Origin of the sequence: Runella salmonicolor, from assembly GCF_024158025.1 — a bacterium.
Taxonomy (GTDB): domain Bacteria; phylum Bacteroidota; class Bacteroidia; order Cytophagales; family Spirosomataceae; genus Runella; species Runella salmonicolor.
Genome location: NZ_JAMZEL010000001.1, coordinates 128,435 through 150,096, shown reverse-complemented (window position 1 = coordinate 150,096; position 21,662 = coordinate 128,435). Strand labels below are relative to the sequence as shown.

15 protein-coding genes are annotated in these 21,662 nt (G+C 45.5%); 9 read left to right on the top strand and 6 right to left on the bottom strand.

What is annotated here, in order from left to right; translation table 11 throughout:
• Window positions 1-118: 118 nt before the first annotated feature.
• Entirely contained in the window at window positions 119-1,189 is a 1,071-nt protein-coding gene (locus NCI00_RS00695; protein ID WP_253523948.1) for an agmatine deiminase family protein, read from the bottom strand.
• Between the two features lie 121 nt (window positions 1,190-1,310).
• Between NCI00_RS00695 and NCI00_RS00690 the strand changes: the two genes are divergently transcribed.
• Together NCI00_RS00690 and NCI00_RS00685 are read left to right on the top strand one after the other, a co-directional pair.
• Window positions 1,311-1,847: a DsrE family protein gene (locus NCI00_RS00690; protein ID WP_253523946.1), complete on the top strand. Its 537-nt coding sequence runs from the start codon at window positions 1,311-1,313 to the stop codon at window positions 1,845-1,847.
• A gap of 131 nt (window positions 1,848-1,978) precedes the next feature.
• The gene (locus tag NCI00_RS00685; protein WP_253523944.1) at window positions 1,979-3,097 is read left to right on the top strand and encodes a DNA polymerase III subunit; all 1,119 of its coding nucleotides are present in this window, start codon (window positions 1,979-1,981) and stop codon (window positions 3,095-3,097) included.
• A gap of 60 nt (window positions 3,098-3,157) precedes the next feature.
• Here the strand turns inward: NCI00_RS00685 and NCI00_RS00680 are convergent, their stop codons facing one another.
• From NCI00_RS00680 to NCI00_RS00665, 4 genes are all read right to left on the bottom strand, one after another.
• Window positions 3,158-6,517: a VCBS repeat-containing protein gene (locus tag NCI00_RS00680; RefSeq protein WP_253523942.1), complete on the bottom strand. Its 3,360-nt coding sequence runs from the start codon at window positions 6,515-6,517 to the stop codon at window positions 3,158-3,160.
• 117 nt (window positions 6,518-6,634) lie between these two features.
• On the bottom strand, window positions 6,635-7,345 hold the full coding sequence (locus NCI00_RS00675) for a hypothetical protein (RefSeq protein ID WP_253523939.1): 711 nt from the start codon (window positions 7,343-7,345) through the stop codon (window positions 6,635-6,637).
• Between the two features lie 163 nt (window positions 7,346-7,508).
• Entirely contained in the window at window positions 7,509-9,368 is a 1,860-nt protein-coding gene (locus NCI00_RS00670) for a RagB/SusD family nutrient uptake outer membrane protein (protein ID WP_253523937.1), read from the bottom strand.
• A gap of 137 nt (window positions 9,369-9,505) precedes the next feature.
• Window positions 9,506-12,622 carry a SusC/RagA family TonB-linked outer membrane protein gene (locus tag NCI00_RS00665; protein WP_253523935.1) on the bottom strand — a complete coding sequence of 1,039 codons (3,117 nt, stop codon included), beginning with the start codon at window positions 12,620-12,622 and terminating at the stop codon, window positions 9,506-9,508.
• Window positions 12,623-12,857: 235 nt separating this feature from the next.
• Here NCI00_RS00665 and NCI00_RS00660 point away from each other — a divergent pair, with 235 nt between their 5' ends.
• The 3 genes from NCI00_RS00660 to NCI00_RS00650 all read left to right on the top strand — a co-directional run bounded on the left by NCI00_RS00660 (window position 12,858) and on the right by NCI00_RS00650 (window position 15,146).
• Window positions 12,858-13,313, top strand: a complete 456-nt coding sequence (locus tag NCI00_RS00660; protein WP_229599094.1) for an ATP-dependent zinc protease family protein — start codon at window positions 12,858-12,860, stop codon at window positions 13,311-13,313.
• Window positions 13,314-13,422: 109 nt separating this feature from the next.
• Entirely contained in the window at window positions 13,423-14,325 is a 903-nt protein-coding gene (rimK, locus tag NCI00_RS00655; RefSeq protein ID WP_253523932.1) for a 30S ribosomal protein S6--L-glutamate ligase, read from the top strand.
• 113 nt (window positions 14,326-14,438) lie between these two features.
• Window positions 14,439-15,146: an NUDIX hydrolase gene (locus NCI00_RS00650; RefSeq protein ID WP_166559478.1), complete on the top strand. Its 708-nt coding sequence runs from the start codon at window positions 14,439-14,441 to the stop codon at window positions 15,144-15,146.
• On the opposite strand, the gene NCI00_RS00645 is transcribed toward NCI00_RS00650, so the two are convergent.
• Window positions 15,143-15,865 (bottom strand): DUF3667 domain-containing protein, encoded by a 723-nt coding sequence (locus tag NCI00_RS00645; protein WP_253523929.1) that lies wholly within the window; start codon window positions 15,863-15,865, stop codon window positions 15,143-15,145. The genes NCI00_RS00650 and NCI00_RS00645 overlap by 4 nt on opposite strands.
• Window positions 15,866-16,139: 274 nt before the next feature.
• Here NCI00_RS00645 and NCI00_RS00640 point away from each other — a divergent pair, with 274 nt between their 5' ends.
• From NCI00_RS00640 to NCI00_RS00625, 4 genes are all read left to right on the top strand, one after another.
• Window positions 16,140-17,156 (top strand): glycoside hydrolase family 5 protein, encoded by a 1,017-nt coding sequence (locus NCI00_RS00640; protein WP_253523927.1) that lies wholly within the window; start codon window positions 16,140-16,142, stop codon window positions 17,154-17,156.
• 129 nt (window positions 17,157-17,285) lie between these two features.
• A complete protein-coding gene (locus NCI00_RS00635) occupies window positions 17,286-19,241 on the top strand; it encodes a sialate O-acetylesterase (RefSeq protein ID WP_253523925.1) in 1,956 nt (651 codons plus the stop codon).
• Between the two features lie 24 nt (window positions 19,242-19,265).
• Window positions 19,266-20,255, top strand: a complete 990-nt coding sequence (gene mgrA / locus NCI00_RS00630) for an L-glyceraldehyde 3-phosphate reductase (protein ID WP_253523923.1) — start codon at window positions 19,266-19,268, stop codon at window positions 20,253-20,255.
• A gap of 158 nt (window positions 20,256-20,413) precedes the next feature.
• On the top strand, window positions 20,414-21,607 hold the full coding sequence (locus NCI00_RS00625) for a mechanosensitive ion channel domain-containing protein (protein WP_253523921.1): 1,194 nt from the start codon (window positions 20,414-20,416) through the stop codon (window positions 21,605-21,607).
• Window positions 21,608-21,662 lie beyond the last annotated feature (55 nt).

Genomic DNA, 21,662 nt, shown 5'->3' with positions numbered 1-21,662 from the left:
ACGTTGTTGTTTTAAACCCTCGCCGACGTTGTTGTTTTAAACCCTCGCCGACGTTAGTGTTTTAAACCCTCGCCGACGTAGTTTTGTACGGTTGTTATATAAACCTCTCCGACGTAGTTTACACAATAGGTTCCTGCTGACTCAGGCAGTGAAAACTTCCCAATCCCCACACGATTTCGGTCGAATCAATTCCCACCACCTTTCGGTCGGTAAAATACTGACTCAGAATGTCTAGCGCGCGTTGGTCATTATCGCAGCGAAACGTAGGTACAATGACGGCGGCATTGCTGATATAAAAGTTGGCGTAGGAGGCCGGTAATCGCAACTCATCACTGTATACAGGCGTTGGCATGGGTAACTCTACGATGTTGAGTTGTTTGCCGTTGAGCAACCGCATTTGCTTCAATTCGTGCAAGTTTTCCTGCAAGATTTCGTAGTTGGCATCCGATTTATTTTCTTCAATAATGGTCACCACGGTATCTTCGTTTACAAACCGAACGGTATCATCAATGTGTCCGTCGGTATCATCCCCTACGATGCCGTCGCCCACCCAAAGAACCTGCTCTACCCCGTAATAATCGCACAGATACTGCTCAATTTGTCCTTGATTGAGGTGCGGATTGCGGTTTTCGTTCAACAAACACGCCCGGCTCGTCATCACAGTCCCTTTACCGTTGAACTCTACCGAGCCACCTTCCATGATGATGCCCGGGGTGACGTATTCTAACCCTAAATAATGGGCAATGGCCACGGGAATCAGGTCATCGTTGTTGAAAGGAGGGTACTTTCCACCCCATGCATTGTAGCCCCAATTCACTATCAAGCGCTCGCTGGTGTCAGGGTTGATGAGAATGCCAGGCCCGTGGTCGCGGCACCATGAGTCGTTGGTGGCGTGTAGCGGCAATTCAATCTGGTTCATGTCTACCCCCGCGTTGAGCAGCTGAAGCTGTATGGTTTGTTTTACGATTTCGTTGTGGGCATTGATGCACACTTTTTCGCTTTCGCTGATGGTTTTGATAAATTCAAGATACGCAGGAAGCATTTTCGGCTGACGTTCGTACGTCCAAGAAGCCTCCGTGTGCGGAAAACTCAGCCAAGTGGCGCGGTGTGGGTGCCATTCGGCGGGGAAAAAAAAGCCCCGTTGTTTGGGCGTGGATTGATTTGACATATTGCTGATACGCTGTTTCATGTTTTGTGGCGCAAAAATAGGGAGAATTGTAGATTGTTTTATGCGCAAGTTGCCACCCACTTTCCCAAAATAACCTTATATTTAGTGAAAAATCACTTTCATTTACAAACCTTTCTACTCCATGCGTACCAGCTTTTACTCTCTTTTAGCCCTTTTCTTTTTTATTAGTTTTGCCAGTCAGGCGCAGAAAAAATTTCCTTTCATTAAAAGCGGTGGCAGCATGTTTGAAGTGCCAGAGGCGGAGCCTATTGCCGATAAAAAGATGAAATACAAGGTGTTGTATGAAATCTCCAAAGGTGCCGATAAGCCAGATTCTGTCAATGCCACGCTCGACAAATTGGCCCGCTTGGTCAATCTGCATCTATCGGCGGGGATTCCCAGAGAGAATTTAGACGTGGTAGCGGTGGTGCATTTTTTGGGTACGCCCCTGATTTTGAGCGATGAAGCCTACCAAAAGAAGTTTGGAATGCCCAATCCCAATACCACCCTTATCAACGAGTTAACCGCCAACGGCGTCAAAATATACATCTGTGGACAATCTCTCTACATGCGTAAAATGGAGAAAGAGCCCCGCAATCCCAACATCAAAGTGACACTCTCGGCCATGCTGCTGATGACCACGCTGCAATCGAAAGGGTATGTCATGGTAATACCGTAAAAATGTAAAAAATGGAGTAGGGGCAGGCTTTACGTCTGCCTCTACGCGTTTGCATTATAATTTCCCGCACAATCCGCCCAAAGCAAGCCGACATTCTTTAATTTTGCAGCCAACATCCAATTGCTTCTATTTTGCTTTTTAAGAATATACTCGGTCACGACGATACCAAGCGCGCGCTGATTCGCTCCGTACAGAATAACCACGTTGCGCACGCCCAGCTTTTTGACGGGCCAGTGGGCGGGGCGGGCATTGCGTTGGCGTGGGCGTTTGCTACGTTTGTCAATTGCGAAGACCGTCAGCCCGACGATGCCTGCGGGCATTGTGCTTCCTGCTCCAAGATGCGTAAGTTGGTTCACCCCGACGTGTATCATATCTTTCCGTTGCCGCGCACTCCCAAAGAAGGGGAGGATTTGTTGGGCGAACTAACGCCCAAATGGCGTGCTTTTTTGGAAGAACATCCTTACCGAACGCTCCCCGAATGGTTGGCGTATATCAACGCCACCGGCAATCAGCAGGGAATTATTCCCATCAAAGAATCGAGGAGTATTGTTAATAAGCTGTCGCTCAAGGCGTTTGAAGGGGAGTTTAAAATCATGCTGTTTTGGCAACCCGAACTGCTCAACGTACAGGCGGCCAATGCGCTGTTGAAGATTCTGGAAGAACCACCCGAAAAGACGCTGTTTTTGATTGTTTCCAGTCAGTCGGATAAGTTATTGACTACCATCATTTCCCGCACACAACGCGTAGCCATTCGTGCCTTTACGGATGAAGAAGTGACGCAGTTTTTGGCCCAAAAAGGGATTGATGAGCGACGGGCGCGGCAGATTGCGTATCTCTGTGAAGGGAATCTTGCCGAGGCCATGCGCCTGACCAACGAGACGGAAGACGACCGACACGCGTGGTTTGCGCAATGGATGCGTAAATGCTATTCGCGTGATTTTGTGTCCTTGGTCAAACTTGCGGATGAATTTGATACGTTGGGCAAAGAGAAACAAAAAGGAATTTTCGACTATACCCTCAATCTGTTTCGGGATTTGTTTTTGTGGCAAAACGGCGTGGAAGAATTGCTACGGTTGCAGGACGAAGAGCTGAGTTTTGTGCAAAAATTTGGCAAAGCCGTCAACCCAGGAGCCATTGAGTTACTGATTCAGGAAATCACCGACGGCTACTATCACCTCGAACGAAACGCCCGCGCCAAAGTGTTGTTTTTGGATATTTCGTTGACCGCAGCTCGGACGATGCGCGTTTAATCAAACCCCATCAGATGATTTGGTAAAGCTAGCTCATCTGATGGGGTTGTAGGTATATCTCTATTTCATTCCATACGCCACTACCTTCTGCTGGTTGATGCCAAAGTAAAGTGTATTATTTAATGACAAAATGCTTCTTACTTCGCCATTGATGTAAAAACCAGAGCTTTGCTGAGGAACATAACTAAACGTTCCGTTGCCGTTGTTATGGAGCAACGTACCGAAATTGGCGTCGTACTGCCCGAGACGCAGGCGGGTGCGGAGTTGATTGCCGCAAAGGAGCAAATCCTTTTTGCCGTCTTTGTCATAATCCAATGCAATCAGGGCGTGAATGGGCGAGGTCTGGACTTCGATGGGTAATTTTTTGACCGTAAATTTTCCAGCAGGGCCTTGCTCAAACCAAGTTGTAGCCAAGTGGTTGGCTTCCAGTCGTGTGGCGCCTTCAAGTTCCGATGCCGTAAATACATCTTTGAGCGTAGCATCAGCATAGGTTTTGTAATCAGGATACCGCTTGCCCATGATGGGTAATTGCCCAATCAATTCGTCGCGGGTAATGTATGGGTAGCTTTTTCCTTGGATGTACGTACACAAAATGGGGTCAATGCGGCCGTTTTGGTCAAAATCCTTGAAATATAGCTCGACGGGTTGTTCGGGAGATGCTTTCACTTGGCTATTGAGGCCCAAATTTCCGACGATTAAGTCTATTTTTCCGTCGCCGTTGAAGTCGTCCACCAGCAGTTTATTCCACCAACCGCTGTAGTTTTGGTCAAAGTATTTAGCGGTTTTGTTCTCCAGTTTACCATTATTGTTTTCAAAAACCGTCATAGGCATCCATTCCCCTACTACAATCAACTCGGATTTTTTATCTCCGTTGAGGTCGAGCCAAGCGGCATCGGTCACCATGCCAATTTTTTGAAGCTCAGGGGCCACAGAAGCGGTGGCATCTTTAAAGTTGCCTTTGCCGTCGTTGAGTAAAATAAAACTGGGGGGGATTTCGGGGTAATTACCCGGCACCACGCGCCCACCCACAAATAAATCGGGTTTTTGGTCGCCGTTAAGGTCAGCCACCCGGATGCAACTTGTACTGACCAGCATGGATGGAAGAGCGGCTGGGTTTTTGGTAAAATTGCCTTTTCCGTCATTGAAATACAGTGCATCTTGCAACAAAGCATCATTGGGCTCAAAATTGGCATAGCCCCCGTGACAAACGTACAAATCGAGGGTGCCATCGCCGTTGGCGTCGAAAAATACCGCGTCGGAGGCATCGCTTTTGGCGTCGGTTTCAAAAGCTGCTTGTGATTTTTTGACGAACTGTGGCGTAGACCCTTTTTGCTGTAAAAACAGCGCCCCTGCCTGTCCGTTACCGCCGCCCACAAATACATCTTCTAAGCCATCGCCATTGACATCGGCCTTGGCCAGTGCCGGACCCACGTACGATTGCGGATTGACCATCAGAATCTGCCTTTTAAAATCATTGTAGGCTAAAGCTGGCTGGGCATAATTTATGCCAGAGGGAGTTTCTTTGAACAAAGGTTTTTTAGAAGCGGGCGCACCGATGGCTTCATTGGCGTCCTTTTCGTTCAGGGTTAGCCATTGATCTCCTTTAACGTTGGAAAGGCGCTGTTGTTTGCCGTTGGGCCATTGTACTTTTAGCGAATCAATCGTTGTTGCGTTGCCCAATCCAAAATGCAGTACGTTGGAAACACTCGACTGATACCCACGCATAGGCATTTGCTCTAGGTACTGGGTTTGGCCTTTTTTGTACAGAATGACCTTCGCCCCAATGCCCGAAAGGTTGGGCGCATTGCCCGCCAATGTCACTTTTAGGTAGTGATTTTTGAGCAACTGTTGGGCTTCGTTTTGGTAGATAAATGCGGGCTGATTTACGTTGTTGACCACCAAATCCAAGTCACCGTCGTTGTCTAAATCGGCATAAACGGCTCCGTTGCTGTTAGAGTTTTGTCCCAATCCCCATTGCGTACCCACATTTTTGAAGGTCAGGTCTTTGTTGTTTTTATAGAGGTAATTCACCACGTTGGAAGCGGGCATCTGCTGCACCAGATTCAGCACATCCTGTCGCCCAATGTTGGGTTGGTTCTGCTGAAAATCGTTCATGTATTTCAGAAAATCGAGGTTGGTGTAGTCGCGTAGGTAGCCATTGGTAATGTAGAGGTCTTTCCAACCGTCGTTGTCATAATCGGCAAAAAGTGCCGCCCAACTCCAATCGGTGTTTGAAATCCCTGCAAGTTGACCAATTTCGGAGAATACTACTCCTCTCCCTGACTGGGGGGAGGTTGGGAGGGGGGTATTCAATTGCAGCATATTTCGCATGTACTGCTTATGAAAGCCCGACCGGACCACCATATCAAATTTCTCGTAGTTGTCGGGGGCCATGAGAAGCTTTTGACGTCGATTTTCTTCAGGCAGCATATCAAGCGTGAAAATATCGGGTGTGGCGTCGTTGTTTACATCGGCCACGTCGTTGCCCATGGAGAAATGAGAGGTATGCCCTATCGAGGTAGTGAGTTGGTCCACAAAACCACCTTTTTTATTATTGATGTAAAGATGGTCAGGTATGGTATAATCATTGCTGACGTAAATATCTGGCCAGCCGTCTTGGTTAAAATCAGCGATGCCCGCCCCCAAACCGTAGGAGAGGGGAGAGCTATTGATACCCGCTTTGGTGGTCACGTCAACGAAACGTTTGCCCTCATTCCGAAAAAGCCGAGAGCCACTTACGGGGTCGTCTTGTTTGTTGAATTCGGCGCTGTTGGATTCATTCAGTACAGGCAGGGACTTTATGTTGTGATTAAGTAAAAACAGGTCCAAATCGCCGTCGTGGTCGTAGTCGAAAAAGTAGGCATTGGTGCTCGACGAAGGGTCGTTTAAGCCATACTCAGCGGCTTGGTCCAGAAATGTTGGGATGCCTTGGGCGTTGTTTCCCTGATTGATAAACAACTCATTGGCTTTTTTTTCGGGGGGGAGATTGCCCGAATGACAAACGAAAATATCCAATTTCCCATCGCTATTGACATCTGCCATGGTCACTCCCGTTTTCCAGGGGCCTTCGCGTCCGGCGGCTCCCGAGACGGCGGTGATGTCTTCAAACTGCATTTTCCCTTTGTTGAGGTAGAGTTTGTTGGCGCTGAGATTGGCGGTAAAGTAGAGGTCTTCCAGTTTATCACCGTTCAAATCGCCCACCGCAACGCCACCACCGTTGTAAAAATACTCATACATCAACACGTTTGTATTAAGGCCTTCATTGATGATATTCTGAAAATCGACATTGGTTTTTTCAGGACTAAGCAGGGTAAATAGCGTAGGCTCGGTGACTTCCGTTGGGGTACCTTTTTGTTCTTGGCAACTTGTCGATAGTAATAGTACAATGATGCACCCTGCGAGCAGTGTAAGATGTTTCATCAATAGAAGATAAAGTAATGCTAAAAAATTTAATGAGGCTTTAAAGCACCTTTAGGCGCACAAAGCGGATACAAATTGAGTAAAAATGAATGGTTATAGCAAATGGCATTTATTCATTTATTGGGGTAATTCACTACAAAATTGAAGGATTTTTTTGAGATGGTCTTCATTTTCTAGGTCAGGACTTTCGGCTTTGAAATAGGCTTCAATGGCCTTTTTATGGGTTGGGAAAAGCTTTAAAAATCCTCCTTTGGTTGTTTTGTAAAAACGATGGTTTAAGTCCATCAGAAAATACATTTTTTCTTTGGAAAAAACGATGTCTCCTTTTGAGGCAAGTTTTTGGACCGAACTATTGCCCGTAGAAAGCATATTGACTTCTCTAATGGACGACGTGGCGGAGGATTTGCCCATCGCGGCCATTTTTTCGACCGCGGCTACTTTAAACATGGTTTTGACTACTAAATAAGCTTTCGGATAAGTAGCAATACGTTCTACATATCCGTGGGCCACGTCATAGTAGAAGGTATTTTCGCCAATTTGAATCTGTTTAATGCTTTGTTCATTGGCCAAGGATAAGGTGTCTTTGGTTAGGCTAAGAAATTGTATTTCTCCCAACTGGAAATTGTAATTGAGTTTTGCGGTTGCGGGAGCAGCGTTGAAAAAAGATACCGTCCCCTCTTTGAATTGAGGATAGCGATATCGTTCAGCTACTGGAATGGCGTATTTGAGGTCGGTATCGGCTTTTACTCTGATTGTTTTGGTATCTTGTGCCCGTAGCGCCAAGGAAAAAACTCCAAAAATGACCGATAAAATAATGCCTGTTTTCATGATTTCTGTTTTTTGGGAATAACATTTCTTAATAAACAAATCTACACAAAGTTCTCTGTATGAGGGTATAAATTAAAAAAATCTATGCCCCGCATTTTTTGAGAGCATAGATTTTTAGAAGTCTTGGAGAGCTATAAGGCTCTCCAAGTGCTTATAATTCTAATTAATAACCTGGGTTTTGAACCAATTTGGTGTTCCGGTTCATTTCGTTCCGGTCAATTGGTAAATAGTACAGTTTGTCAGCCCAGCTGCGGTTTTCCTTACCTGGATCAATTTCAAATACCGTGTAAGAGTAGTTGTAGTTTTCTTTATCGTATTTATAAAGACTAACCGTTTTGCCAGGCTTGAGTGTACCTACGATGCTGATACCGTTGGCTTTGCGACCTAAGGTAGTAGGAGCAATCATCCAGCGGCGGGCATCGTGGAAACGCTGCTCTTCCAAGTACATTTCAATGCGTTTTTCGTTGCGGAAACGTTGTCTCAGCGCATCTCCTGACTCAGTAATGGCAGGCATACCAGCACGGAAACGAATCTTGTTCAACCAAGTACGGGCTTCTTCGTCCTGACCTAGCTCAATACAAGCTTCGGCGTAGTTGAAGATCATCTCAGTATAGCGCAAGATAGGCCAAGGTACTTCTTGCCATGTATTTTGGTCAACGATGGCAGGGTTTGGATCGGTAAATTTACGGATATAATAACCAGTATAGCTTCCGTTCCAGTCTTCGATTGGGCTTTGGCGTGTATCCAAACCAAAGTGGGTTACTTTAGCCCCTGAAGCGTTTACGATTTCGTAGCGGCCCGTTTGGATTTGGCTTGCTGGGTCACGGGGTAAGTTGGCATTGCTACGCACTTTCCAAGGTGAACCTTCGGTCAAGATAGAAGCGTAGAAACGAGGGTCGCGGTTTACGTAAGGATCTGAAGCGTGAGCAGGGTTTTTCCAGTCAAACTTAGTTCCGTCCATCATTTCGTAGTCATCTACCATGATTTGGATTGGGGTATTACCTGCCCAGTTGTTGTAGCCGTTAGGACCGTTGAAAAGTCCCTGACGGCCGCCGTTTTCTTGTTTTGCGTTGATAAAATAACGCGCCATCAGCAACTCGTTTTGACCGCCATTGCGCGACAATGAGTTGTTCATGTAGTTGGTCGTTCCCTGTTGAGCAGAGACGGGAGCCGTAAGGTTGAGCAGGTTACCGTATCCTGGCAAATCCAAAACTGCTTTAGCGGCAGCTTTTGCTTTTTGCCAACGGTCGGCTTGTGAGCCAGTCACGTTTGCTACTAATTCAGGTTTTGTGAAAGAAGAAAGTACCGTAGATTTTGCTTTCATCTTGGTAGCATCGTGCAAATCGCTGGCATCGTAAGTTAAGATACGGGCTTTGAGCGCCAAGGCAGCGGCATAATTTGCCCGACCTGCGGCCATGCTTTTGCCGTTCAACAAAGTAGCGGCATCGTCCAAATCTTTGACAATAAAAGCGACTGTTTCGGCCCAAGTGTTACGAGTAGCCATGTAATCGGCTTCTCCTAAATCATACGGACGATCCACCAAAGGTACGCCGCCGTAGTAGCGGGCCAACTGATGGTAAAAATAAGCACGCATGAATTTGGTCTCACCCGTTAAACGCTCTACGATGTTGCCCGTGTTTGTAAACTTAGGGCTTGCGAGATTTTTGAGGGCAAGATTACATGCGCGAATACGCAGGTACATTTGCTGCCAGCTGATGGTGTTGTTTACCCAACCGATGTCGGCGGGGTTTGAACGGCCTTCAGTGATGGTCGTAATTCCGCGACCTGGGTGAGTAAAGATGGTTTCGTCGGTCAATGAAGCCAACATTTGCTCATCAAAACCACCGTTGCCGAAGCCAGCGTAAATTTCAGAAACAAACGCTTCTGCAAGCGCAGCATCCGTCCAAACGGCATTTTCTGAAAGTTCGTTTAGGGGTTGTGTGTTTACGAAACTATCGTCGCAACTGGTAACAACTACCGTCGAAGCAATGAGTGACGCGATTAGAAATTTGTATTTTTTCATCTCTATTTTTTAGTTGTGTAATTTGTGATTAAACAAAGTGAGATTTTGCCAACATAACCAACTGTCTGTTTATGATTAGTGTTTTCAAATTGACTCATCGCACGGGCGCCCCCGTTTTAAATCAAATTACGATGTTGTTAGAATGCGGCAACAAGACCTACGTTCAGGATTTTTTGCTGAGGATAATACTGTCCAGTAGAGTTATCTGTTTCGGGGTCAAATACCTTCAACTTATCAACTGTAAACAGGTTTAAACCATTGAAATATACGCGAAGCGTGTTCATTCCGATTTTCTTCACCAAAGTAGAAGGAATATTGTATCCAATTTCCAAGTTTTTCAGGCGGAGGTAGTCGGCATCTCTGAGCCAATAGTCGTTACCTGTAGAGAAATACTGGTCGTTACGGTTAGCAATGCGTGGGTGCTTGTCGCTTGGATTGTCGATAGTCCAACGATTTTCGTACATATCCAACAAGTAGTTACCAATGTTACCCATTTCGGCGGCACTTATAAACTGCTTTGCTCCTGCGGCTCCTTGGATAAGGACGGTCAAGTCAAAGTTGCGGTAGCTGGCCGATAGGTTAACCCCACCCGTAAACAAAGGAATGTTGGTGAAGTTGTTACGTACTTGGTCATCAGGAGTAATTTTTCCGTCACCGTTGTAATCTTTGTACTTCATGTCGCCAGGGCGGAGCGTGTTTACGATGGCCTTGTAGTCGATGGTGTTGGCATCAATGGCGGCTTGGTCTTTAAACACACCGTCGTAGAGGTAAGTCTGATACGTAAACATCGGCTTGCCCGTTGTTTGTTGCCATGCAGGTGCTCCCGGAGCTTCATCCCAGAACAAGATTTTGTTTTGAGCATAACCACCGTTCACGCTTACGTTGTACTTGAAGCCATCTTTTTGGTTACGGTAACCGATGTTAAATTCCCAACCCTTGTTTAGCACTTCTCCCAAGTTTTGACGTGGAAGCGTCAAACCTGTACTTTGAGGTACAGAAGCGTTTTTGGTCCAAAGAATGTTGGTACGCTTGTTAGAGAATACATCAAATTCGAAGAAAACGTTACCGTTAAACATTTGCCCTTCCAAACCTAAGTTAGAGTTAGTCGCTACTTCCCAAGTAATTTGGGTGTTAGGAATACGTGCTTCAAACAACGTTTTTGTTTCAGCATTTCCTAAGATATAACTTCTGAATCCGTAGGTAGAAAGGTACTGATACGAAGGAATTTGGTCGTTACCCAATTGGCCGATTGAACCGCGCAATTTTAAGAAATTAACCGCAGGGAGTGCTTTTTTGAAGAATTCTTCTTCTGATACAACCCAACCTGCCATAATTCCTGGGAAGAAGCCGTAACGGGTTTCTTCAGGGAAGATGTCTGAACCATCATAACGCCACAAGAACTCGGCGAGGTACTTCTCTTTGAAGTTATAACCTACACGACCAAAGTAGTTGATACGAGCTGTTTCAAACGCACCACCGTTGTTGTTACGTTGCAAGTCACCACCCGCAAACATCTGGTCGAGGGCAGTTGAAAGGAAGAAACGACGGAAAGCCGAGAAGTTATCGCCTTTGATGGTTTCGCGGTTTGTACCAGCCAACAAGTTGAAGGTGTGATTGCCGATGGTTTTGTCATAAGAAAGCACCGTACCCAACAAGATGTTAAGCTGATTGATATTCACTTGGTTTAAGCTTGGATCAGCAGGTCCTCTACGGGCAGGAACAAGGTTTGGATTGCCGTTGGCATCTACTCCTGAGCCTTTTTGGTAAAGTGTCCATGGAATCAACCATGTTTTGTTGTTCTGGGCCAAGTTGTCAATAGCGGCATTCATGCTCAATTTCAAGCCTTCTACGCCTGGAATTTTGATGTCAAGCTGACCATTAGATTGGAAATAATTGCGGGTGTCGCGGTCATAACCAGCCAAGTCAGTTGTGATTACCACGGGGTTTTGGCCGTTCTCGATGTCGGGGCCAGGACGGCCATCAGGCCAGAAAGCAGGCTCTTGGGGTTTTCCGCGCATCAACATCCGGAAAATAGCACCGGGAGATTGTGTAGAATAACGACGCGCTTCCTGACGACCTACTACGCCCAAAGTCATGGTTACGTACTTGTTGATTTTTGCGTCAAAGTTCAAACGCATATCGTACTGCTTATAACCCGTAGACGACTGGATGTAGTTGGCATCTTGGTTTTGGTAACCCAATGAAGCCAAGTAAGAGAAGTTTTCCGTTCCACCGTTAAGTTGGAGATTGTGACGTACCTGTGGCGACCAGTTTTTAAGGGTAGAACCGTACCAGTCAGTGTTGGGGTAGTTCCATGGGTCGGAGCCGTCAGCGTATTTCTGAATAGCTTGCGGAGAAAACGGAGCGTTACGTACGGTACCGTTGGGGCGGGTAAATGAGCCAGTTGTTTTGTAAGCTTGGTTGGCAGCAGCCCATTCTGAAGTTGGCAAGGCGTAAATATCCAAGTCGTTTAGCATACTTGTATATTGGGCAGCATTTGTCAACTTAGGAATAACGGTGGGGTTTGACCAACCTTGGTTGAGCGAGTACGATAACTCAGGCTTACCCGTCTTACCACGCTTGGTCGTAATCAAAATAACACCGTTGGCTGCCCGTGAACCGTAGATAGCTGCCGCTGCATCTTTCAATACAGAGATGCTTTCGATGTCGGCAGGGTTGAGGCGGTCAAGACCACCAGCCCGGTTAGGGATACCATCAATTACGATAAGTGCGCCGTTGTTGTTCAATGTATTTGAACCCCGTATTCTGATGGCCGAGCCATCACCACCTGGCAAACCACTGCGGTTTACGGCGGTTACACCCGGTAAGCGTCCAGCCAGAGAGTTGGAGAGGTTGGCCGCTGGTGATTTTACCAAGTCAGTTCCTTTTACCGATACCACAGAACCCGTAACGGTTTCTTTCTTTTGGGTACCATAACCTACCACAACTACCTCACTCAGGGCGGCAACATCTTGCTGCATGGTAACATTTACGGTAATGCCTGAAGGAGTAATTTCCTGTTTGGCAAAGCCGATGGCACTGAGAACGAGCGTACTTCCAGGAGCCATTCCAATTTTAAAGTTCCCATCTGCATCAGAGTTGGTACCTTTGGTCGTACCTTTGACCAAAATACTTACCCCGGGTAGTGGTGCACCGGTAGGGTCTTTAATCTGACCCGACACTGTTCGTTCTTGAGCGAACAAGCTCAAATTCGCCCACAAACAGACGAATAGCAGTAGTAATTTCTGCTTCATAGAGTAATTGTTTAGTGTAAAATAGATAAATGAACTTTAAAAACGTACAAATGAACTTTAAAATAAGGAAGAGAATATCATTTTATATCGAATAAATGTTGATATTTTTTTCCAACAACAAAGGTACTATGCAAAATGTTGTCTGATTGACTCTCTTTTTGCATAAAATCATACTATTTTAACAGAAAATATTGTTTTTTTGGGATAAATGAGATCTGTAAGAACAGCCAACAGAATGGCATCCCCCAAGGTTGAAATGCGGCTAATCGGTCGTACTGACAGTGTAGATTTCCCTGATTTGGGCTTAACGGATGTTCGTGCCAAAATAGACACGGGGGCTTATACTTCTTCCATCCACTGTTATAATATAAAATTGGTGAAAGAGAAGCTCGTTTTTTATTTGCCAGCGCACAAGGGAGAAAAACGAAAACGGTTTGTGGCTAAAGCATTTGAGCTGAAATCCATCAAAAATTCGTTTGGGCAAACTGAAATGCGTTATGTAATCAAAACGCGCATTGTGATTTTTGGCAAAGCTTTTCAGGCCGAATTTTCCTTGGCCGACCGCGAAAAAATGCGCTACCCCGTATTGTTGGGGCGAAAACTTCTTCGAAATCGTTTTTTAGTGGATGTCTCATTAGAAGACCTTTCTCTATCCCAAAAAAGAACCGCTGCTGAGTCGGTACTGCATTAACAAAAAGATAACCTTGATTCAATCAACTTCCCATTAATTTTACCCCACCGTTATGGCTCTGTTATGCTGCAAATAGCAATGCTAATCGGCTGATTATGTAATTATTATAATGAAAATTGCTGTTCTTTCTACCAACCCCAAATTATACTCTACCAAACGCCTGGTAGAAGCCATTCGCACGCATGGGCATGAAGCGCTTGTCATCAATCATGCGTTGTGTCATGTGATGATTGAAGAAGAAAAACCCGTCATTTTATACAAAAATAAACCCGTTGAGGGCATCGACGCGATTATTCCGCGCATTGGAGCTTCAGTCACCGACTATGGGTGCGCGGTAGTGCGGCAGTTTGAAATGATGAAAGTATTTACTACTGTCAAATCTCAGGCCATCATGCGCTCGCGCAATAAGTTGAGAAGCTTGCAAATCCTTTCAAAAGCGGGCGTACAGATTCCTAAAACGGTTTTTGCCAATCAAACAAAAGACATCGAAAGCCTCATTCACTTGGTGGGTGGACCGCCCGTTATTATTAAATTATTGGAAGGAACTCAGGGCGTAGGGGTGGTTTTGGCGGAATCAGAAACTGCCGCAAAATCAACCATTGAAGCTTTTTATGGACTGAAAACCAACGTCTTGATTCAGGAATACATCGCAGAGTCAAAAGGGGCTGACATTAGGGCTTTTGTGGTTGGTAACAAAATTGTTGCCGCCATGAAGCGCCAAGGCAAAGCAGGGGATTTTCGCTCCAATCTCCATCGAGGGGGCAAAGCAACCCCGATTTTATTGACGCCACAGGAAGAAAAAGCCGCTCTTCAAGCCGCAAGAGCCTTGGGGGTGCGCGTGGCAGGGGTAGATATGATACTGTCGAATCGGGGGCCGATGATTATGGAAGTCAATTCTTCGCCGGGTTTGGAAGGAATCGAAAATTGTACGGGCGTCAATGTCGCTGACTTGATTGTGTCGTTTATTGAAGAGAAAATTCCCGCCGACGAAAACGATACCATCGGCGTATAGGGTAAAAATGAGGGTCTCTTATCTTTAACCTAACATTAAACAGGGAATGATTTTATACTTTTTTCTTGTTAATGGAACGCTAGCACTTAACCTTTGATTAATTCTCTTCCTGTATGCTGGATAAAGCATCTTATGACACCCAACCGAAATGCCTTGTTGCGCTGGATTCCATCATTTTCGGTTTTGACGGTGACCTCCTGAAAATTTTATTGGTAAAACGCGGTCCGAATCTGCACGCCGATACGTGGTCGTTGATGGGTGGATGGTTGAATCCCAACGAAAATTTGGAACAATCAGCGGAGCGGATATTGTTTGAACTGACGGGGCTTAAAGGTGTCTATTTGGAGCAACTTTACACGTTTGGTGATATCAACCGCGACCCCATTGACCGCACCGTTTCGGTGGCTTATTTTGCCTTGATAAACATTGAACACTACGATTCCAAAATTTCGCAGGTTCACTTTGCGCATTGGTTTCCCGTCAGCGAAATGCCCAGTGAACTTTTGTTTGACCACCGTCAAATGATTGATTTAGCCATTCAAAAACTTCGCTACAAGGCGGCGTTGCACCCGCTTGGTTTTGAACTTTTGCCCGAAAAATTTACGATTCCGCAACTGCAAAAACTCTACGAAGCCATCTTCCAAACGACTTTTGACAAGCGAAATTTTAGCCGTAAAATCCTTTCAACACACCTGCTTGTAAAGCTCAAAGAAAAGCAAAAGTCCTCAAAGAAAGGCGCTTATCTTTATGAAGTCAACAAAGAGAAGTACAATTCCTTCAGTAATTCGTTCTTGAATTTTGTTTCAAATCCTGAGTTTTAGGGCTGACGCTTAATCAGGAAATAAGCAACCAACGAAAGAATGAGGGTCATGGTCATTTGGGTAAAGAGAATGACCAGAAAAGCTTTGAAGATCGTAAGCCATTTAGGCCCACCAAAAAACTGAACTTTTGCCCAAGCCGTAAAAATAAACCAGGCAAGCATGTAGATGCTAAGCACGTAAAAATAATACTGACGAAATAAAAGCACCAACGGCGTGAAGATCAGAATAAAGAAAACCACACGAAAGCCCCCTATAAAGGCTTGAAAGGTGAGATTTTCCGCATAGTTGTACCCCTTTTTGCGAAACAGCAGCCACATGTAAAAGGACGAAATAGGGACGCCAATAAATAAAATAAGGTTAAAATACTTCGAAGAAAGCTCCGTAACGGGGTTGACACTTTGGCTGTTGTTTTCCATCAAATGGAAATAATGGGTCAGAAACGCCGAGATGGCTACGGTAAGTACCAGATAACTGAAAGGGTTGAAGTATTTTTTTCGTTTGCCTGCTACATATTCCTTTACCACAATCCCGGGTTTAAGCGCCAATTCTTTGGTCAAATGAATGACTCCTTTGTCGGCATGGACAAAGGAGTGCACTACATCGTGCCAAATGTGGTGCATATCAATACGGTGTATGTGGGCTGATTGGCCGCATTTAGCGCAGAAATCATCATTTTTTCCCAAAGGGTTTTGGCAGTTTTTGCAAATCGCAGCGTTCATAAAAGGTTTGTAAAGGAATGGTAGGGCAAGATACAAATTTGAATGAATTGTATTCTTTGAAAATGGCAAAATAGTCTTAGAAACAACCTTGAAACACTTTCTTCTGATAAAAAAATAGTAGCTGTTTAATACCCAGAGCCACTTGAAGACGAAAATTTGAACCACCTGCATCGCTCACCTCCTCCCGCAAATAGTTAGGTAAGGGCGGAGGGTATGGTTGGATGTTTTGGTGCTTTTTGGGTGAGTAGCGATGAGCGATTAAAGTACATATCACATGTTGAAATTAAAAACACCCCTGTTGCTTCTGACTTTTAGCGTCTTTTTCAGTTCGGCGATTGCCCAAACCGCCCTCAAAAAAATCAAAGTTGAGGGGAATAAATTCGTTACAGAAGATGGTAAAATGATGGTATTCAGGGGGCTAAACGTAGCCGACCCCGACAACCTGCACACCAAAGGACATTGGGAAAAAGCATTTTTTCAGGAAATCAAAAACTGGGGAGCCAATATTGTACGTTTTCCTGTTCATCCTTCTGCGTGGCGGAAACGGGGGAAAGCAGAGTATCTAAAATTACTGGATGACGGCGTAAAATGGGCAACGGAATTGGGCTTGTACGTCATCATTGACTGGCATTCGATTGGTAATCTACGGACCGAAATGTACCAATCTGATAATTATGAAACGACCCAAAAAGAAACTTTTGAGTTTTGGCGGACCATGGCCAAGCATTTTAAAGGGAACAACACCGTTGCTTTCTTTGAATTGTTTAACGAACCCACCGTTGCGGGTGGGCAGTTGGGAACGTGTTCGTGGGAACAATGGAAAACCTTGAATGAAGAAATGATTGGAATCATTCGTGCCCACGGCAATGATGCTATTCCATTGGTCGCTGGTTTCAATTGGGCCTATGACCTGACTCCCGTCAAAGAAAACCCAATCAACGCTGCTGGTATTGCCTACGTAAGTCACCCGTATCCCATGAAAAATGGGGGAAAACCTTGGGAAAACAAATGGCCGACCGACTGGGGATTTGTGGCTAAAAAATACCCATTGATGCTGACTGAAATAGGTTTTTCAGGCGCTGAAGAAGTAGGTGCGCACGTTCCAGTCATCAGCGATGAATCGTACGGTGAAGCCATCACCAAATATACCGCTGAACAGGGCATCAGCTGGGTGGGCTGGGTCTTTGACGACCGCTGGGCACCCCGTATGTTTTCTGATTGGAATTTTACGCCCACGAGGCAAGGAAAATACTTCAAAAAAGCGCTTTTGGAGTATAATTCCAACAAATGAAAGTGAGTAATTCTAGCCTTTAGACTGGGGAGGAAAGGGTATGAATGATGGGCTTTGACCCTGACAAAAGAAAAACCTTTACTCAAACTTAGTAATATTTTATTGCACCAACGGTACTAATCCTAATCCATGATGAAACGATTTTTACTCCTTTTCTTTCTTCTCGTTCAGATTCAAAGCTTTGCCCAACTCAAACTCGCCCGCTTGTTTTCCGACCATGTGGTGCTGCAACGTCAAAAGCCCATTCCGGTATGGGGTTGGGCCAAGCCTAAAGAAAAGGTAACGGTGACGCTGGCTGGGCAAAAACAAATTGCCACAGCCGATGCCTCTGGAAAATGGTCGGTGAAATTTACACCGCTAGAGGCGGGCGGCCCGCATAAAATGACGGTTATAGCTAGATCAGAAAAACTAGAAGTAAACGATATTCTGATGGGAGAGGTGTGGCTTTGCTCGGGGCAGTCAAACATGGAATGGCCCGTTAGACAAGCTGATAACTTTAAAGTAGAGAAGAAAAATGCTGATTTTTCGCAAATACGCCACTTTTTTGTGGCGCACGATGTAACTATGCAGCCACAAACTGATTTGACTTCTGGGGAGTGGAAAATTTGCGATGAAGAAAATGTGGGGAATTTTACGGCCGTTGGTTTTTTCTTCGCCCGTGAACTGTACCAAAAACTCAAGATTCCTATTGGGCTTTTGCATTCGTCGTGGGGTGGTTCGCAATTGGAAGGCTGGCTAAGCAAAGAAGCCATGCTAACCCACGAGGAACTAAAACCCGTTGCTCAAAATTTACCGAAAACTTGGGAAGAAGCCGACGCGATTCTGGACCTGAAAACGCGGAAACAATTGCTGAAAACGGAGGTAAATCCTACCGTGGCCGACGAGAAAAAATACACCGAAGCAGGCTACGACTTTTCTAAGTGGCACAACGCAGGCAGTCCGATTGGTCAGTGGGACTGGAAAGGAATCTGGATGTTTCGGGGCAAAGGATTCATGGCCCGGACGGTGGATATTCCCGAAGAAATGGTAGGGCAAGCCACTACCTTGGGTTTGGGAATCCAAGATAGTTTCAACGAGATTTACATCAACGGACAATTGGTGTCGCAGGGAATTGTGGAAGGAACGCGCAAAATCACCTTACCAGCCAACACGTGGAAAAGCGGTAACAATCAATTGGTCATCAAATTTGGCAATATGGTGCAGTTTCCGTGGTATGGGCTGGGCATCAATGGTACACCTGAAGACTTGTTTGTCAGCGCAAAAGACAGCAAAGTTAGCTTGGCTACGGGTTGGTATCTGATGCCTTCTTTTGCCGAAACTCACACCTACAATCACAGTTGTAACAACGTAGCGACCACGATTTATAACGGGATGATTGCCCCGTTGGTGCCGTTTGCCATTCGGGGGGCATTGTGGTATCAGGGTGAGTCCAACGCGGGGCGAGCCTATCAGTACCGCCAAACTTTCCCGTTGATGATTAATGATTGGCGGCAAAAATGGAAAGACGAATTTTCATTTTATTTTGTGCAGCTTTCGAGCTACGGGGCGTATCAAAACAGCAATGATGGCAGCGATTGGGCCGAACTTCGCGAAGCACAAACCATGACTCTGAGCCTTCCTAAAACGGGAATGGCCGTAACGACCGACGTCGGCAATCCCAAAGACATACATCCTACCAACAAGCAGGATGTGGGCCACCGCCTAGCCCTCAACGCCCTCAAATCTAATTATGGATTGGATGTCTTGCATTCGGGGCCAATGTATGAATCGGTTCATTTTGAGGAAGATAGAGCCGTTGTTACATTTGATTATACAGGAGAGGGTTTAACCGTTAAAGATAAATTTGGTTACGTAAAAGGTTTTGAAATTGCGGGAGAAGATAAAGTATTTTACTACGCCAAAGCCGAAATCATTGGCGACAAAATAGAAGTGTATCACCCCAAAGGACAAAAGCCGATTGCGGTGCGCTATGGTTGGGCGAATGCACCCGAAGATGCCAATTTGTTCAACAGTGAAGGTTTGCCCGCAAGCCCTTTCAGAACCGATAATTGGAAAGCAAAAACAGAAGGGAAGAAATTTGAGTAAATGTAAAAAACTAAAATTAATCCAATGACTTACGTACCTAATCACGCCCGTTACGAACACATGTCGTACCGCCGCTGCGGAAAAAGCGGCCTTAAATTGCCCGCGATTTCACTGGGCTTGTGGCATAATTTTGGAGGTGTCGATGTGTTTGAAAACTACCGTGCCATCCTTCGTACTGCTTTTGATGCAGGAATTACCCATTTTGATTTGGCCAACAACTACGGCCCGCCGCCCGGCTCGGCCGAAGAAAACTTTGGGGTATTGCTCAAAAAAGACTTTGCCGCTCACCGCGACGAACTCATTATTTCGTCCAAAGCCGGACACTTGATGTGGCCTGGGCCGTATGGCGAATGGGGCTCACGCAAATACTTGATAGCGAGCTGTGACCAAAGTCTCAAACGCATGGGATTAGATTACGTGGATATTTTCTACTCGCACCGTTTTGACCCCAACACTCCACTTGAAGAAACGATGGGCGCGCTCGACAGCATTGTTCGTCAAGGAAAGGCATTGTACGTAGGAATCTCTAGCTATACGGCCGAAAATTCAGCCAAAGCCATTCAGATTTTGAAAGATTTGGGTACACCCTGTCTTATTCACCAACCCAAATACTCGATGTTTGAGCGTTGGGTCGAAGGGGGCTTGATGGATGTTTTGGAAGAATCGGGCGTGGGCTGTATTCCGTTCTCTCCCTTGGCGCAGGGGCTTTTAACCGATAAATACCTGAAAGGCATTCCGTCAGATTCGCGGGCGGCGAAGGAACATGGCTTTTTGAAAACAAGTCAAATTACTCCCGAAACACTTCAAAAAATCGAAAAACTCAACGCTTTGGCACTGGAACGCGGTCAAACCTTGGCGCAAATGGCGTTGGCGTGGCTGTTGAAAGACCCACGGGTCACGTCGGTTTTGATTGGGGCGAGTCGTGTGTCTCAACTCAAAGATTCCCTAAAATGCCTTGAAAATCAGCATTTCAGCGCTGAAGAATTATCGAAAATTGAGGAGATTTTATCGTAAGGACAGGGTTGACATCCGCCCACCTAAACGGGGCAGACGCAAGGCCTGCCCCCACAAAATAAATGGGGGAGAAATGCTACTCAAATCACCAATTTGTTATTTTTTTATGTAAAATGGCTGGAAAATTCGTTATTACAATGTAACCAACGTCAGCTTTCATGCCTCATTTTCGCTTTATCTACACCACCTTTTCTGGATTACTTCTTACGGTTCTTCTTACCTTAAACGCTCAAAGTCAGACTTTTCCAACAATTTCGCCAGCCCAATTGTTTGGCGATACGACCTCGTCGGAGTCTTTTCGGGGGATGTACACGCAATTGGGAGGGTATCCTACGTTGAGTGATTGCCGGACGGGGAAAATCGTACGAATATTGCCGAAAGGCGCGTATCAGGAGCTTAAAGACATTTATAAAAAAGCCCGTCGGGAGAAACTAAGCCGTGTTTATGTAGAAATAGACGGATATTACGCCGATAAAACCAAAGACCAGGTAGTGGCCCAAGAGATTGTGTTGTTTCAGAACATTCAGGTGTGCCCTTCCCAAACCAAAACATTTCTGGTCAGGCTGAAAACCCAATTCATTGAATATTCAGAAACGCTGGTTGAATGGGGGATAAAATTCGGGACGGCGTTGGCGATTTTATTGTTGGGATTTGGCCTGATTAATTGGTTTGACCGTCCACTAAAATCATTTATCGATAATCGTCGTCGCGTAGACCCTTCCGTTAAAAGTTTTATTAAAAGCCTGATTTCTATTGGCTTGCGCCTTAGTGTTATCATGTTTTCAGGTGCATTTTTAGGACTAAAAGTAACGGGTTTTGTGGCGTTGTTTAGTGCCGCTACCTTGGCCATTGGCTTTGCGTTGCAAGGCAGCTTGTCCAATTTTGCGGGTGGTTTTATCATTTTATTGATGAAGCAATTTAAAGTGGGCGAAAAAATCACTTCCCAAAATTATACCGGTGTTGTGCGCGATATTTTGATGTTTAATACCGTATTGGACACGGGCGACGGCCGCCGTGTCATGATTCCCAACGGGCCTTTGCTCAACAACACCATTATCAACCACACCCGCGCTGGTTTTGAAAAAAGGGGATTGAAAATTTATACCGCGTCAGATGTGGATACCGAGCATCTTAAATCAATGATTGTCGAGCAAATGGCAGATATTGAGACGCTGGTGCAGCTTGCCCTTACCCCCGATGTTAAAATTACGGACTGGAACGGAGAACGGCTAGAGATTACGATTTCGTACCAAACGCCCACCCAACGAAGCGAGGAAATATTTGAAAAGGTAGTTCAGCGCCTTAACAATCGCCTTCATCAAGAGAATTTAACCTTTTATACTTCCATGTAGACCCTTGAGCAGGCGCATTTTTGAGAAATTCTGTACCTTTGAGGCTTAAAAAATG

Excerpts from the sequence above, each read along its gene's own strand:
- NCI00_RS00680 (WP_253523942.1), bottom strand. The coding sequence starts at position 6,517 with ATGAAACATCTTACACTGCTCGCAGGGTGCATCATTGTACTATTACTA.
- NCI00_RS00670 (WP_253523937.1), bottom strand. The coding sequence starts at position 9,368 with ATGAAAAAATACAAATTTCTAATCGCGTCACTCATTGCTTCGACGGTA.
- NCI00_RS00635 (WP_253523925.1), top strand. The coding sequence starts at position 17,286 with ATGATGAAACGATTTTTACTCCTTTTCTTTCTTCTCGTTCAGATTCAA.
- NCI00_RS00695 (WP_253523948.1), bottom strand. The coding sequence starts at position 1,189 with ATGAAACAGCGTATCAGCAATATGTCAAATCAATCCACGCCCAAACAA.
- NCI00_RS00640 (WP_253523927.1), top strand. The coding sequence starts at position 16,140 with ATGTTGAAATTAAAAACACCCCTGTTGCTTCTGACTTTTAGCGTCTTT.
- rimK (WP_253523932.1), top strand. The coding sequence starts at position 13,423 with ATGAAAATTGCTGTTCTTTCTACCAACCCCAAATTATACTCTACCAAA.
- NCI00_RS00690 (WP_253523946.1), top strand. The coding sequence starts at position 1,311 with ATGCGTACCAGCTTTTACTCTCTTTTAGCCCTTTTCTTTTTTATTAGT.
- NCI00_RS00645 (WP_253523929.1), bottom strand. The coding sequence starts at position 15,865 with ATGAACGCTGCGATTTGCAAAAACTGCCAAAACCCTTTGGGAAAAAAT.
- NCI00_RS00660 (WP_229599094.1), top strand. The coding sequence starts at position 12,858 with ATGGCATCCCCCAAGGTTGAAATGCGGCTAATCGGTCGTACTGACAGT.
- NCI00_RS00665 (WP_253523935.1), bottom strand. The coding sequence starts at position 12,622 with ATGAAGCAGAAATTACTACTGCTATTCGTCTGTTTGTGGGCGAATTTG.
- NCI00_RS00625 (WP_253523921.1), top strand. The coding sequence starts at position 20,414 with ATGCCTCATTTTCGCTTTATCTACACCACCTTTTCTGGATTACTTCTT.
- NCI00_RS00650 (WP_166559478.1), top strand. The coding sequence starts at position 14,439 with ATGCTGGATAAAGCATCTTATGACACCCAACCGAAATGCCTTGTTGCG.
- NCI00_RS00675 (WP_253523939.1), bottom strand. The coding sequence starts at position 7,345 with ATGAAAACAGGCATTATTTTATCGGTCATTTTTGGAGTTTTTTCCTTG.
- mgrA (WP_253523923.1), top strand. The coding sequence starts at position 19,266 with ATGACTTACGTACCTAATCACGCCCGTTACGAACACATGTCGTACCGC.